Source organism: Nocardiopsis sp. CA-288880, from assembly GCF_050955985.1.
GTDB lineage: Bacteria > Actinomycetota > Actinomycetes > Streptosporangiales > Streptosporangiaceae > Nocardiopsis > Nocardiopsis tropica.
On record NZ_CP192105.1, the window covers coordinates 6,783,814 to 6,796,661 of the forward strand.

Below are 12,848 nucleotides of genomic sequence, written 5' to 3' on the forward strand. Positions count from 1 at the left end.
CCCTACCACCCACTCTGACCAGGAGGTTTGTGCATTTTCGGAACTTTAGGACGATTCTTGGGGGCCGTGGGAGAGGCGAACCACACCCGGCCGCGCCGGACCGCCCGCCTCACTCCGGGGTCGGCACGGAGAGGCGCCCGCCGTCCGCGTCCTCCAGCGCCTGGCGCACCTCCGGCGTCATGTCCTCGTCGTACCCGGTGATCGTGTAGGTCGAGAAGTACGGTGTGCCATTCACGTCGACCGGGTCGCCGAGTTCGACCTCGACCTCGTAGGGCTCGTCCTGGCAGCCCCGGTCCATGCACCAGGTCCCGTACAGGTCGCCCACGCCCGACGCGGTCTCGTCCGTCCACTCGGGCCACTCCAGGTCGGAGAAGGACGTGAACTCGGTGGCGACGTACTCGACGGGGCGCTGGTCGTCGAACCCGTTCTCGTCGCCGTACATGTTCAGGACGTGGGCGCCGTCGCCCCGGGCCCCCTGGCCGGAGCCGCCGCCCTCCCCGGCGTCGGGGCTCGCCCGGTCCTCGGGGCTCTCCGTGGCCTGAGGGGCGCCGGTGCCCTCGGGCAGCCTCGGGGTGGTCTCCTGCTGTCCGCAGGCGGTGGCCGCCAGCAGCAGGGCGGCCGCCGTCAGGATCATGCGCTTCATCTCGCCTCTCGCCTCCTCTCGTCGGGGCCCGGGACGGCCCCCGGCCGGCCCGCGCGGGAACGCGCTCGGGACCCGCCGAACCGATGGGTCGCGTCGAGGCCCCCCGGCGGCTGCCGGGGGGCCTCGACCTACTGCTCTGTTCCGTCACTGTGGGGCCGGAACCCCGTCACGCCGGGTGCCTAGTGGTACCCGTGACCGCTCTCGTGCTCGGCGCGGTCCTGGCTGACGTTGGTGGTCGACGGGCCGTTGATGCAGTCGCCCGTGGTCTGCGGCGACAGGATCGGCACGTTGACACCCGCCAGCCCCACGGCCAGCCTCATGTTGCAGAGCTGAACGGGGACCAGCTGCAGGTTCTGGTTGAACTGCTGGTCACCGCCGTGCGAGGCGGACGCGGGCGAGGCGAGGAGCATCGCCCCCAGCGCTACACCGGCGACGGCGGTGGCAGCCGCGAACTTGCGCAGCATGCTGACCCCCCGCTAGTCGATGTTGTGGCTGATCGGGCCGTTGACGCAGTCGCCCGTGGTCTGCGGCGACAGGATCGGGATGTTGACGCCCGCCAGGAGGCCGACGGTCAGGTTGGTGTTGCAGAGCTGGACCGGGATCGCCTGCAGGTTCTGGTTGTACTGCTGGTCGCCGCCGTGCGAGCCGGAGGCGGAGGCCGGGGAGGCCGCGAGCATGGCGCCCAGGGCGATTCCGGCGATGGCGGTGGCAGCTGTGAGCTTGCGCAGCATGTCTGGGATCCCCTAGTCGATGTTGTGGCTGATCGGGCCGTTGACGCAGTCGCCCGTGGTCTGCGGCGAGAGCACCGGGATGTTCACGGCGACCAGGCCGACCGTGGCGTGGGTGTTGCAGAGCTGGACCGGAACCGCCTGCAGGTTCTGGTTGAACTGCTGGTCGCCGCCGTGCGAGCCGGAGGCGGAGGCCGGGGAGGCCGCGAGCATGGCGCCCAGGGCGATTCCGGCGATGGCGGTGGCAGTCGTGAACTTGCGCAGCATGTCTGGAATCCCCTAGTCGATGTTGGTGCTGATCGGGCCGTTGACGCAGTCGCCCGTGGTCTGCGGGGACAGGACCGGCACGGTCACGGCGACCAGGCCGACCGTGGCGTGGGTGTTGCAGAGCTGGACGGGAACCAGCTGGAGGTTCTGGTTGTACTGCTGGTCCCCACCGTGGGAACCGTGGGAACCGGAGGCGAGGGCCGGGGACCCGGTGAGAACGACACCGAGAGCGGCGCCAGCGACGAGACCGGCAACACCGAGCTTACGCAGCATTGAATTACCCTTCGAGCAAGTGTGAGTTGTTGTCGCAGTCGGACGAATTGCCGGAACTAGCTGATGTTGGTGCCGATGGGACCGTTCACGCAGTCGCCCGTGGTCTGCGGCGACAGGATCGGCACGGTCACTGCAACCAGGCCGACACTGGCGTTCAGGTTGCAGGACTGGATCGGAACCAGCTGGAGGTTCTGGTTGAACTGCTGGTCACCGCCGTGCGAGGCGTGAGCGGGAGCCCCCATGAGGAGAGCGCCCATCGCGGCACCGGCGACCAGGCCGGCAACGGCCATCTTCTTGATCATGTTTCCCCCGGGAAATCATTACGAGGCATTGACAGAAAAAGACTCAGGCGCTTGCTGCACCTGTGTCGCGGTGGACTGGTGCAATCATCATCCGGCCCCCGTTTTTTGTCAACGCCGAAACCCCGGAATCACTTTGTCCATATTGCCGCCGGGGTTCTTTTTGCGTCATCCACAAATGGATTGATTGCCCTTCTTTTCGCGCGACACGCACAAAGGCCCGATAGTCGGTCGAGGGGTGGCCGTACCGGCGAACCGGGCACATCCGCCGCCAACGGCACATGTGCACCCCCCGCCCGTGCGCGGAACCGCCCGTGGAGACGGAGAAACCGCAGCTCAGGGCAGGGTCGGCCGAGTGGCCGGCGAGCGGTTCCGGTCGGACCGGAAGCAGGGTGCGCCGTTACTCCGCCGTGCCCTGAACGCGACACATTCGCGATCAGCCGAATCCCGGGAGGCGGCGGATCCGCGACGGCGCGAGCCGGACCGGGCCGGGGTGGGCAGGGCGCCGGGCCGACGGGTCCCGGACACACGACGGGGCCCCGGCACCTGATGGTGCCGGGGCCCCGATCCCAGGGTGGCAGGTGAAGGATTCGAACCTTCGAAGGCTAAGCCGACGGATTTACAGTCCGCTCCCATTGGCCGCTCGGGCAACCTGCCTGGGCTGCGGCGACGGTGTTCGTCGCGACGCATGAACGAGAATAGCGGATGATCCGCCCGAACCTGTAATCGAATACCCGGAGCGCGTCCCGAGCAGGGCCTTCGGGCACCCTGAGCAGGTCACGGCTAAGCTCTGAAGCCTGCCCGGGCCGGGGATCCGGCACGGGCGGACGTGTACCCACGCGGGCGTCCCCACAGGCGCCCGCGATCCATGAGACCAAGCGGGATGTGAGCGAACGTGGCCGCCGAATCCAGTTTCGACGTCGTGTCCAAACTCGACCGTCAGGAGGTCGACAACGCCCTGAACCAGACGGGCAAGGAGCTGTCCCAGCGGTTCGACTTCAAGGGCACCGGAACCACCATCGCCTGGCAGGGCGAGGACGGGATCGAGATCAGGAGCACGTCGGAGGAGCGGGCGAACGCCGCCCTGGAGGTGTTCAAGGAGAAGCTGGTCAAGCGCAAGCTCTCCCTGAAGATCCTCGACCCGGCCGAGGAGCCCAAGATCTCCGGCAAGGAGTACCGGCTTCCCGTCGGCCTCAAGGAGGGCATCACCTCCGAGGACGCCAAGAAGATCTCCAAGCTGATCCGGGACGAGGGTCCCAAGGGGGTCAAGGCCCAGATCCAGGGCGACGAGCTGCGCGTCAGCTCGAAGAAGAAGGACGACCTCCAGGCCGCCCAGAACCTGATCAAGGAGAAGGACTTCGACCTGGCCCTCCAGTTCGTGAACTACCGCTAGTAGTACTTCGTTAAGTATCTGTTTTCTCGGCTCGGTTCCGCCATCATGGACGCGTGGATCTGGCCGCTGTAGAAGAGCTGCGCGAGGACCTCGACGCGTTCTGCGCCGAGGTCTTCGCGTCCATCCCCCGCAAGGACTCCCGGGCCTGGGGCAGCTGCTACCTGCGCGGTCTGATGCTGGACGGGCGGCGCAAGTCCATCCAGCCCATGGCCGAGCGCCTCCCGGACGGCAACATGCAGGCCCTGCAGCAGTTCGTGGGCCAGTCCCCGTGGGAGCACACCCCCGTCCAACGACGCCTGGCCACCAAGGTGAGTGAGGCGATCACCCCGGATGCGTGGGTGATCGACGACTCGGGCCTGCCCAAAGCGGGCACCGAGTCGGTGGGGGCGGCCCACCAGTGGTGCGGGGCCCTGGGCAAGCAGGCGGTGTGCCAGAGCGCGGTGAGCCTGCACGCGGTCACCGATGCCGCCTCGGTGCCGCTGAACTGGCGGCTCTACCTGCCCCAGGACTGGGCCGATGCCGCCGATGAGCGCCGGGTCAAGACCGGGGTGCCCGACCGGGTCGGCCACCGGGAGAAATGGCGGCTGGCCCTGGACATGGTCGATGAGGCCCGCTCCTGGGGGCTGGCCGACCGGGTGGTGGTGGCCGATGCCGGCTACGGGCAGATCCACGGCTTGCGCCACGGGTTGGCCGAGCGGGGCCTGGACTACGTGGTCGCGGTGCGCGGTGATCTGAACGCCCATCCCGGTGGGGCGGTGCCCCGGGCGCCCGATCGGTCCGGGCCGGGGCCGCGTCTGCCGCGCTACCGGACCCCGGCCCGCTCGTTGAAGGACCTGGCCCTGGAACAGGGGCGCGCCGCGTTGCGTCGGTGTACGTGGCGGCAGGGGTCCCGTGGGGCGATGCGGGGCCGTTTCCTGGTCATGGACGTGCGCTTGGCGGGTAAGTCCGCCCGCCAAGCGGCTCTGGACCGTGCGGGCGGGCGCTCGACGTGGGACGGGGTGCTGCCGGTCGAGACGCTGATCGCCGAGTGGCCGCCCCATGGGGAGGCGCCCACGGACTACTGGCTGTCCAGCCTGTCTGCCGGGACCGTGTTGCGGCAGCTGGTGCGGTTGGCGAAGATCCGGTGGCGGATCGAGCACGACTACCGCGAGCTCAAGCACGGCCTGGGGTTGGACCACTACGAGGGGCGGACCTGGCGGGGCTGGCATCACCATGTCACGCTGGTCAGCGCGGCGCAGGCGTTCCTGACCCTGCGAAGACTCGACCCAAAAGGGTCGACGTCGGTCTGAGTCTGTACCAGGTGTTGGAGGAGCTCCAACGGGTGCTGCTGTGCTGGACCGGCGTGTGTCACACCTGCCGTAGGCCCCTTGCGCAGCAGCACCCACCCGACACGAGTTAACGAAGTACTACTAGCCGGCGGTCCGCGGCACCGGCACGGCGACGGCCGCTCTCCCCTCGTGAAGGGGAGGAGCGGCCGTCGCCGTGCCGGGGAGGGGTCCCTACCCGCCCATGTCCCACCGGCGGCGCAGGGCGTACAGGCGGCGGATGCGCTCGTCCGTCGGCGGGTGGGCGGCGAACAGCCGCCCCACCCCCGTCGGGAACGGGTTGGTGGTCATCACGTGCGCCGACGCCAGCAGGCCGCGGTCGCGGGGCAGGGGGTAGCGCCGCGCCCCCTCCTCCAGCTTGGTCAGCGCCTCGGCCAGCCCGACCGGGTCCCCGGTGAGTTCGGCGGCCTTCTCGTCGGCGCGGAACTCGCGCCCGCGCCCCACCCCGCAGTGGACGACCAGGGCGGCGAGCGGCGCCAGCGCCGCCATCATCAGCCCGCCCAGCAGGTCGGGCATGTCCGTCTCCTCCGACTCCCCCAGCGGGAGCAGGAAGGTGACCACCGTCATCGCGGTGATGACCGCGGTGAGGGTCGCCGCCACCGAGCTGATCAGGGTGTCGTGCGAGCGGATGTGCGCCAGCTCGTGGGCGATCACGCCGCGCAGCTCCCGTTCGTCGAGGGTGCGCAGCAGGCCCGTGGTGCAGCAGAGCGCGGCGCGGCGCGGGCTGCTGCCGGTGGCGAAGGCGTTGGGTGAGCGGATCGGCGACAGGTACAGCCGGGGCATGGGCTGCCGGGCGGCGGTGGCCAGCTCCCGGACGATCCGGTACAGCTCGGGGCGCTCGATCTCGCTGACCGGCCGGGCCCTCATGGCCCGCAGGGCCAGCGACTCGCCGAACAGGTAGACGAGCACGCCCGCGCCCACCACCAGGGCCACGGAGAACTGCGCGCCCTTCTCGGATCCGCACAGCCAGCCGACCACCACGACGAGGACGGCGGCCCCGACGAACAGACCGACCGCACGGGCCACGTTGACGTGCACGCCGCCACCTCCTCGCTCAGCCGGTCCTCGACCGTGAATGCGTACATGGTGACAAACGTGCGGGTCGACGTCTTGCGTTCCCCATGTGACGGGCTGTCGGTCACATCCCGGTTGCGGATGACCTCACACCGCCCGGCGGGGTTCCGGTGTGACAATCGCCACCCGGCCCGCGTCCGGCCGTTCCCGACGACCTATAGTGCGATCGTGGCCCTTATCACTCCGAACTCCAGGCCGGCGGGGCGCCGCCCCGTCCGGACCCCGGTGTCCGGGGAGCCGTGTCGTTGAAGGCAGGCCCCTTCACGACCCGGCCGTCGCGGTGTGACCGCGCCGTGCGAGACCGGGTTGGCGCACCCGGCGAGCGCGAGGGCCGCGCACGCTGTCCCACGCCCCCGGACCGGGCGCCCGCCCCGTGGCGGAGTGCCCCGGCCGGGGGATGACACCCGAGCGCCGCCGCCCGTCACGACCGGCGGCTCACCAAGGAGGTCGTCGATCTCAGTGGCCAAACAGATCGAACAGCTCGACCGCGTCATCATCCGCTTCGCCGGCGACTCCGGCGACGGCATGCAGCTGACCGGAGACCGCTTCACCCAGGAGACCGCGTCGTTCGGCAACGACCTGTCGACCCTTCCGAACTTCCCGGCCGAGATCCGCGCCCCCGCCGGAACCCTCCCGGGGGTGTCCAGCTTCCAGCTGCACTTCGCGGACCACGACATCATGACCCCGGGCGACGCGCCCGACGTCCTGGTGGCCATGAACCCCGCCGCCCTCAAGGCGAACCTCGGCGACCTGCCCAGGGGCGCGACCGTGATCGTCAACACCGACGAGTTCACGAAACGGAGCCTGGCCAAGGTCGGTTTCACCGGGGACCCCCTCACCGACGGCACCCTGGACGGACTCAAGGTGAGCGCGGTGGCGCTCACCTCGATGACGGTGGCGGCGCTGGCCGGCGCCGACCTGTCCAAGAAGGACGCGCAGCGGGCCAAGAACATGTTCGCCCTGGGCCTGCTGTCGTGGATGTACAACCGGCCGACGGAGGGGACGACGTCCTTCCTCAAGTCCAAGTTCGCCGCCAAGCCGGACATCCTCGCGGCGAACCTGACGGCGTTCCAGGCGGGGTGGAACTTCGGTGAGACCACCGAGGACTTCGCCGTCTCCTACGAGGTCAAGCCGGCCCGGCTCCCCGCGGGCACGTACCGGAACATCACCGGGAACCTGGCGATGGCCTACGGGCTGATCGCCGGGTCCACCCGGTCCGGCCTGCCGCTGTTCCTGGGCTCGTACCCGATCACCCCCGCGTCGGACATCCTGCACGAGCTGTCCAGGCACAAGAGGTTCGGTGTGCGCACGTTCCAGGCCGAGGACGAGATCGCCGGGGTGGGGGCCGCCCTGGGCGCCGCCTTCGGCGGCTCGCTGGGGGTGACCACCACCTCCGGCCCGGGCATGGTGCTCAAGCAGGAGACGGTGGGGCTCGCGGTGATGACCGAGCTGCCGCTGCTGATCATCGACGTGCAGCGGGCCGGGCCCAGCACGGGCATGCCGACCAAGACGGAGCAGACCGACCTGCTGATGGCCCTGTACGGGCGCAACGGCGAGTCACCGCTCCCGGTGGTGGCGCCGTCCTCCCCCGCCGACTGCTTCGACGCCGCGGTGGAGGCGACCAGGCTCGCCGTCACCTACCGCACCCCGGTGGTCGTGCTGTCCGACGGGTACCTGGCCAACGGGTCGGAGCCGTGGCGCCTGCCGGAGGTCGGCGACCTGCCGGTGATCGAACCGGGGTTCGCCACGGAGCCCAACGGCCCCGACGGCTCGTTCCTCCCGTACAAGCGCGACGAGGAGACCCTGGCCCGCCCGTGGGCGGTGCCGGGCACGGCCGGCCTGGAGCACCGCATCGGCGGCATCGAGAAGCACGCCGAGACCGGTGACATCTCGTACACGCCCGCCAACCACGACCTGATGGTGCGGACCCGCCAGGCCAAGATCGACGCGATCGCCGCAGACATCCCCGAGCTGGCGGTGGACGATCCCGACGGCGGCGCCGGGGTGCTGGTCCTCGGCTGGGGCGGCACGTACGGGTCGATCACCGCGGCGGTGCGCCGGGTGCGGCGCGCGGGCGGCCGGGTGGCGCAGGCGCACCTGCGCCACCTCAACCCGTTCCCGGCCAACCTCGGCGAGGTGCTGGCCCGCTACGAGCGGGTGGTGGTGCCGGAGATCAACCTGGGCCAGCTGGCCCTGCTGCTGCGCGGCAGGTTCCTGGTCGACGTCATCGGCTACAACAAGGTCCGCGGCCTGCCCTTCAAGGCCGAGGAGCTCGCGGACGTGCTTCGGGAGGTCATCGACCGTGACTGAGAACGCGAACGGCCCGGCGGACGGCTCCGGGGGGCTGAGGCTGGTCCCCAGGACGGACACCGCCTACAAGATGAAGGACTTCAAGTCCGACCAGGAGGTGCGCTGGTGCCCGGGCTGCGGCGACTACGCGATCCTGGCCGCGTTCCAGTCCTTCCTCCCCGAGCTGGGCGTGCCCCGCGAGAACATCGTCATGGTGTCGGGGATCGGCTGCTCCTCCCGCTTCCCCTACTACCTGAGCACCTACGGCGTGCACTCGATCCACGGGCGCGCGCCGGCGATCGCGACCGGGCTGGCCTCCAGCCGCCCGGACCTGTCGGTGTGGGTGGTGACCGGTGACGGCGACGGGCTGTCCATCGGCGGCAACCACCTGATCCACGCGCTGCGCCGCAACGTCAACATCAACATCCTGCTGTTCAACAACCGGATCTACGGGCTGACCAAGGGGCAGTACTCCCCCACCTCCGAGCCGGGGAAGATCACCAAGTCCTCGCCGTCGGGCTCGCTGGACCACCCGTTCAACCCGGTGTCCCTGGCCCTGGGCGCGGAGGCCTCGTTCGTGGCCCGGACGGTCGACTCCGACCGCAAGCACCTCACGTCGGTGCTGAGGGCGGCGGCCGACCACCCGGGGGCGTCGTTCGTGGAGATCTACCAGAACTGCCCGATCTTCAACGACGACGCGTTCGAGCCGCTGAAGGACCCTGCCGCGAGGGACACGCGCCTGCTGCGCATGGAGCACGGCGAGCCGCTGCGGCTCGGCCCGGACCGCGGCGTGGTCGCCGGCGGGTTCGGCGGACTGGAGGTCGTGGACGTGGACGCGGTGGGAGAGGACCGGCTGATCCGGCACGACGCGCACCGGGAGGACCCGGGGTACGCGTTCGCCCTGTCCCGGTTGGACCAGCCCGCGTTCGAGCACGTGCCGATCGGGGTGTTCCGGGACGTGCGCCGCCCCGCCTACGACGAGCTGCTGAACGAGCAGGTCGCGGAGGCGCGGGCGGAGCACGGGGACGGCGAGCTGGCCGCGCTGCTGGCGAGCGGGGACACCTGGACCGTCGAGTAGGGGCCCGTCCCTCCCGGGCCCCGCGCGGACTCGCGCGGGGCCCGGGGCCCGGGGGTCCGGGGGTCCGGGGGTCCGGCGGCAGGGGAGGGCATACGCTTCCCCCATGCGTATCGTCATCGCCGGGGGACACGGGAAGATCGCACTGCTGCTGGCCAGGCAACTGGCCGACCGCGGGGACGAGCCCGTCGCCCTCATCCGCAACCCGGACCACTCGCAGGACGTCGTCGACGCCGGTGCCGAACCGGTCGTGGTCGACCTGGAGACGGCCACCGTCACCGAGCTGACGGAGAAGCTCATGAACGCCGACGGCGTCGTTTTCGCCGCCGGGGCCGGACCGGGCAGCGGGCCGGCCCGCAAGGAGACGGTGGACCGCAAGGGGGCGGTGCTGACCGCCGACGCGGCCTCGCTCGCGGGGGTGCGGCGCCTGGTCCAGGTCTCCGCCATCGGGGTGGACGACCCGCTGCCCGGCGGGAACGACCCCGACGGGTCGTGGGCCGCCTACGTGGAGGCCAAGCGCGCCGCCGACGCCGACCTGCGGGAGCGCGGACTGGAACTGGACTGGACGATCCTGCGCCCGGGGCGGCTGACCGACGAGCCGGCCACCGGGAAGGTGGCGCTGGGCGCGGAGGTCGGGAGGGACTCGGTGACGCGGGAGGACGTCGCCTCGGTGATCGTGGCCGTTCTGGACGAACCGGGGACCGTCGGGAGGGTTCTCAACCTCGTGAACGGTGAGACGCCCGTCGTCGAGGCCGTCCGCGCCGCCGTTTCCTGAGCACCGCCCCGGTCGGCGGCCGCTTCGGATCCTTCTGTGGCCAGACAGGCCCGCAGGAGGCATGATGGGAGCGGAACCCGGCGGATTCCCGCCACTGCGGACGCGGACGACCGGGTGGCACCCCGACGGGTACGGCAAGCTCCGCGCTGAGCAGATGGGTACGGTTATTCATGAGCGTCACGCAGGTCGTGAGGGACAGCACGGTCGTCGAACACGCCAAGGTCGCGGCGCAGCAGAAGCGCCGGATGTTCATCATCCAGCTGGAGGTGAACGCCTATGACGAGCCCTCCAGCAAGCTCCGTCCCGGGCTGACCCGCATCCTGGAGGGGATCGAGGAGGCCGGCTGGCGGCTCGACCTGATCACCCCCGGCGACGAGGGCGACAAGCCCGCGCGCCTGTTCATCTTCCGTCCCGACCCCGACAGCGGGAAGAAGGACGAGGCGGACAGGGCCGCCGAGGCCCAGCAGCAGGAGCCGTCCGGCCAGCAGCAGGCCTACCAGCACCCGCCCACGGGCGCCCAGCAGCCGGACCCGTACGCGGGTTACGGACAGCAGCCCGGCTACGGCCAGCAGCAGTACCCGGGGTACGACCAGCAGCAGTACCCGGGCTACGGCCAGCCGCAGCCGGGGTACGGGCAGCAGCCCGGCTACGGCCAGCAGTACCCGGGATACGGGCAGCAGCAGGGCTGGTAGCGCTCGCGGCGCCCGTCGGGGGGCGGCGCCCACGAGATTCGGGGCCCGCGCGGTGGAGACACCGCGCGGGCCCTTTTTCATGTCCGATGTCTGGATACAGCGTGATTCCGATGCATTCGTCAGGGGTGGGATTCGGCCGTGCTTTCGGTTGGGTAACACGATGACTTCATTGCCTGGCGACATGTCCGGCATGTCCACATCGAAGCCGAGAAAAGTCCGAGGAAACTCTGGATTCTTCCCGCGAAGTACGGCGAGCACGGTCCTGGCTACGCTAAGTTAATTCCGGCGGCCGCCGATAGAGCGTTATGAACTTCCGAAAGGCATCACCCATGACCCGTATCGCCAAGGTTTCCGGCTTCGTACTGGCCACCGGCCTCGCCTTCGGTGCCTTCACCGGCACCGCCGCCGCGGACAACAACGCCAACGTCCAGAACATCACGATCCCGATCTGCCTCGACGTGCTCGCCGCCTCGGGCGTCAGCGGCCCCGAGTGCAACGTCGTCAACTGGACCGCCACCGAGGGCATCAGCGTCGACGACTAGCACCCCGTCGCACTCACCCCTGCACCAGCGGGGCCCCGCAGCCCCGTCGTCACCGATCAACGCACTGCCAACCGAAAAGGATCAGCACCATGAAGCGCATCGCCACCGTCTCCGGCCTCCTCCTCGCCACCGGCCTCGCCCTGGGCGCCATGACCGGGACCGCCGCGGCGGACAACAACGCCAACATCCAGAACGTGACCGTGCCGATCTGCGCCGACATCCTCGCCTTCGACGGCGTCGACCTGGGCGGCTGCAACGTGGTCTCCGGCACCGCCACCAAGGGCATCTCCGTCGACGACTAGTCGGCCCTCCCGGCGCGCCGGGAACGGGACTTCCGGGGCTCTCCGTCCCCCGGAGCCACCCGGAACTCCCAGGACACCCGGCACTCGCGGGACGGACGCGGGGCACGGCACCGGCCGCGCCCCGCGTCCTGTTTTTCCGGACAGCCCGCCCGGACAGCCCGCCCGGCCGCCCGGTGCGCCCGCGCACCGCGCACCGCGTGCCCGGGAACCGGAACGGGAGGCGTGTCACGCCGGGGCGGGGGTGATACGTCTTCCAGACATGACGACCGATGCCTTCCACGAGCACCGCGCCCTCCTGACCGGTGTCGCCTACAGGATCCTCGGCAGCGCCTCCGACGCGGAGGACGTGGTCCAGGAGGCCTGGCTGCGCTGGTCCGCCGTCGATCCGGCGAAGGTCGACGACCCGCGCGCCTACCTCGTCACCATCGCCTCCCGCCTGTCCATCGACCGTCTGCGCAGCGCCCGGTCCCGCCGGGAGTCCTACGTCGGCGAGTGGCTCCCCGAACCGGTCAGCGACGTCCCCGACGGCGCCGAGCAGGCCGAACTGGCGGACTCCGTGGAGTTCGCGCTCCTCGTGGTCCTGGAGACCCTCTCACCCCTGGAACGGGCCGTGTTCGTGCTGCGCGAGGCCTTCCAGTTCCCCTATGCGGAGATCGGGGAGGTCATCGGCCGGGAGGAGGCCGCGACGCGGCAGCTGGCCAGGCGGGCCCGCGACCACGTCCGGGAGAGGCGGCCCCGGTTCGAGGCCGACCGCGCCGCCCGGCGGCGGATCACGGAGCGGTTCCTCCGCGCCTGCCTGGAGGGGGACCTGGACGGGCTGACCGGACTGCTCGCCGACGACGCCACCCTCGTCGGGGACGGCGGCGGCAAGGCCAAGGCGCCCCTGCGGGTCCTGGAGGGCTCGTCCAAGGTGGGCCGCTTCCTGGCCGCCCTGCCCGGCAACGCGGACAGGTTCCTCGCCTCGCTCGGTCTCGGCCCGGCGCTCACCTGGGCCGACGCCCGGACCGAGATCACCGAGGTCAACGGCGGTCCGGCGGCGGTCGTCTCGCTCGGGGGCCGGGCGGTGGCGCTGGTCGTGCTGGACGTGGCCGACGGGCGGGTGCAGCACGTGTACCTGGTGGCCAACCCCGACAAGATGTCACGCCTGCGGACGTCCGGCACGTCGTAGGGG

Annotated in this window: 16 protein-coding genes and 1 tRNA gene; 9 read left to right on the plus strand and 8 right to left on the minus strand. The window is 70.6% G+C overall.

Features of this window, described 5'->3' with window-relative positions:
* Nucleotides 1-109 precede the first annotated feature (109 nt).
* From ACQPYD_RS29185 to ACQPYD_RS29215, 7 genes are all read right to left on the minus strand, one after another.
* The gene (locus ACQPYD_RS29185) at nt 110-643 is read right to left on the minus strand and encodes a hypothetical protein (protein ID WP_433698583.1); all 534 of its coding nucleotides are present in this window, start codon (nt 641-643) and stop codon (nt 110-112) included.
* 179 nt (nt 644-822) lie between these two features.
* Entirely contained in the window at nt 823-1,107 is a 285-nt protein-coding gene (locus ACQPYD_RS29190; protein WP_433698584.1) for a hypothetical protein, read from the minus strand.
* A gap of 12 nt (nt 1,108-1,119) precedes the next feature.
* Entirely contained in the window at nt 1,120-1,374 is a 255-nt protein-coding gene (locus tag ACQPYD_RS29195; RefSeq protein ID WP_433698585.1) for a hypothetical protein, read from the minus strand.
* A gap of 12 nt (nt 1,375-1,386) precedes the next feature.
* Nucleotides 1,387-1,638 carry a hypothetical protein gene (locus ACQPYD_RS29200; protein WP_433698586.1) on the minus strand — a complete coding sequence of 84 codons (252 nt, stop codon included), beginning with the start codon at nt 1,636-1,638 and terminating at the stop codon, nt 1,387-1,389.
* Between the two features lie 12 nt (nt 1,639-1,650).
* Nucleotides 1,651-1,911, minus strand: a complete 261-nt coding sequence (locus tag ACQPYD_RS29205; RefSeq protein ID WP_433698587.1) for a hypothetical protein — start codon at nt 1,909-1,911, stop codon at nt 1,651-1,653.
* 56 nt (nt 1,912-1,967) lie between these two features.
* On the minus strand, nt 1,968-2,213 hold the full coding sequence (locus tag ACQPYD_RS29210) for a hypothetical protein (RefSeq protein WP_433698588.1): 246 nt from the start codon (nt 2,211-2,213) through the stop codon (nt 1,968-1,970).
* Between the two features lie 572 nt (nt 2,214-2,785).
* A tRNA-Tyr gene (locus ACQPYD_RS29215) sits at nt 2,786-2,867 on the minus strand.
* 238 nt (nt 2,868-3,105) lie between these two features.
* On the opposite strand from ACQPYD_RS29215, the gene ACQPYD_RS29220 reads away from it, so the two are divergent.
* Nucleotides 3,106-3,603: a YajQ family cyclic di-GMP-binding protein gene (locus tag ACQPYD_RS29220; RefSeq protein ID WP_267946738.1), complete on the plus strand. Its 498-nt coding sequence runs from the start codon at nt 3,106-3,108 to the stop codon at nt 3,601-3,603.
* 53 nt (nt 3,604-3,656) lie between these two features.
* The gene (locus tag ACQPYD_RS29225) at nt 3,657-4,892 is read left to right on the plus strand and encodes an IS701 family transposase (protein WP_433698589.1); all 1,236 of its coding nucleotides are present in this window, start codon (nt 3,657-3,659) and stop codon (nt 4,890-4,892) included.
* Between the two features lie 210 nt (nt 4,893-5,102).
* Here ACQPYD_RS29225 and ACQPYD_RS29230 read toward each other — a convergent pair whose 3' ends face one another.
* Entirely contained in the window at nt 5,103-5,966 is an 864-nt protein-coding gene (locus ACQPYD_RS29230) for a M48 family metalloprotease (protein ID WP_433698590.1), read from the minus strand.
* A 495-nt stretch (nt 5,967-6,461) separates the two neighbouring features.
* Between ACQPYD_RS29230 and ACQPYD_RS29235 the strand changes: the two genes are divergently transcribed.
* From ACQPYD_RS29235 to sigJ, 7 genes are all read left to right on the plus strand, one after another.
* Nucleotides 6,462-8,312 carry a 2-oxoacid:acceptor oxidoreductase subunit alpha gene (locus tag ACQPYD_RS29235; RefSeq protein ID WP_433698592.1) on the plus strand — a complete coding sequence of 617 codons (1,851 nt, stop codon included), beginning with the start codon at nt 6,462-6,464 and terminating at the stop codon, nt 8,310-8,312.
* 70 nt (nt 8,313-8,382) lie between these two features.
* The gene (locus ACQPYD_RS29240; protein WP_433702166.1) at nt 8,383-9,369 is read left to right on the plus strand and encodes a 2-oxoacid:ferredoxin oxidoreductase subunit beta; all 987 of its coding nucleotides are present in this window, start codon (nt 8,383-8,385) and stop codon (nt 9,367-9,369) included.
* 103 nt (nt 9,370-9,472) lie between these two features.
* On the plus strand, nt 9,473-10,141 hold the full coding sequence (locus tag ACQPYD_RS29245; RefSeq protein WP_433698593.1) for an SDR family oxidoreductase: 669 nt from the start codon (nt 9,473-9,475) through the stop codon (nt 10,139-10,141).
* A 170-nt stretch (nt 10,142-10,311) separates the two neighbouring features.
* On the plus strand, nt 10,312-10,833 hold the full coding sequence (locus ACQPYD_RS29250) for a hypothetical protein (RefSeq protein WP_433698594.1): 522 nt from the start codon (nt 10,312-10,314) through the stop codon (nt 10,831-10,833).
* 329 nt (nt 10,834-11,162) lie between these two features.
* Complete coding sequence (locus ACQPYD_RS29255; RefSeq protein ID WP_433698595.1) at nt 11,163-11,375, plus strand: hypothetical protein; 213 nt, start codon at nt 11,163-11,165, stop codon at nt 11,373-11,375.
* Nucleotides 11,376-11,464: 89 nt separating this feature from the next.
* Nucleotides 11,465-11,677 (plus strand): hypothetical protein, encoded by a 213-nt coding sequence (locus ACQPYD_RS29260; protein ID WP_433698596.1) that lies wholly within the window; start codon nt 11,465-11,467, stop codon nt 11,675-11,677.
* Between the two features lie 259 nt (nt 11,678-11,936).
* Nucleotides 11,937-12,845, plus strand: a complete 909-nt coding sequence (gene sigJ, locus ACQPYD_RS29265) for an RNA polymerase sigma factor SigJ (protein ID WP_433698597.1) — start codon at nt 11,937-11,939, stop codon at nt 12,843-12,845.
* Nucleotides 12,846-12,848: the final 3 nt, after the last annotated feature.

Bases quoted from the DNA above. Each gene is read 5' to 3' on its own strand.
- ACQPYD_RS29245 (WP_433698593.1), top strand. From the start codon at position 9,473: ATGCGTATCGTCATCGCCGGGGGACACGGGAAGATCGCACTGCTGCTG.
- ACQPYD_RS29190 (WP_433698584.1), bottom strand. From the start codon at position 1,107: ATGCTGCGCAAGTTCGCGGCTGCCACCGCCGTCGCCGGTGTAGCGCTG.
- ACQPYD_RS29210 (WP_433698588.1), bottom strand. From the start codon at position 2,213: ATGATCAAGAAGATGGCCGTTGCCGGCCTGGTCGCCGGTGCCGCGATG.
- ACQPYD_RS29240 (WP_433702166.1), top strand. From the start codon at position 8,383: ATGAAGGACTTCAAGTCCGACCAGGAGGTGCGCTGGTGCCCGGGCTGC.
- sigJ (WP_433698597.1), top strand. From the start codon at position 11,937: ATGACGACCGATGCCTTCCACGAGCACCGCGCCCTCCTGACCGGTGTC.
- ACQPYD_RS29255 (WP_433698595.1), top strand. From the start codon at position 11,163: ATGACCCGTATCGCCAAGGTTTCCGGCTTCGTACTGGCCACCGGCCTC.
- ACQPYD_RS29250 (WP_433698594.1), top strand. From the start codon at position 10,312: ATGAGCGTCACGCAGGTCGTGAGGGACAGCACGGTCGTCGAACACGCC.
- ACQPYD_RS29185 (WP_433698583.1), bottom strand. From the start codon at position 643: ATGAAGCGCATGATCCTGACGGCGGCCGCCCTGCTGCTGGCGGCCACC.
- ACQPYD_RS29260 (WP_433698596.1), top strand. From the start codon at position 11,465: ATGAAGCGCATCGCCACCGTCTCCGGCCTCCTCCTCGCCACCGGCCTC.
- ACQPYD_RS29205 (WP_433698587.1), bottom strand. From the start codon at position 1,911: ATGCTGCGTAAGCTCGGTGTTGCCGGTCTCGTCGCTGGCGCCGCTCTC.
- ACQPYD_RS29195 (WP_433698585.1), bottom strand. From the start codon at position 1,374: ATGCTGCGCAAGCTCACAGCTGCCACCGCCATCGCCGGAATCGCCCTG.
- ACQPYD_RS29200 (WP_433698586.1), bottom strand. From the start codon at position 1,638: ATGCTGCGCAAGTTCACGACTGCCACCGCCATCGCCGGAATCGCCCTG.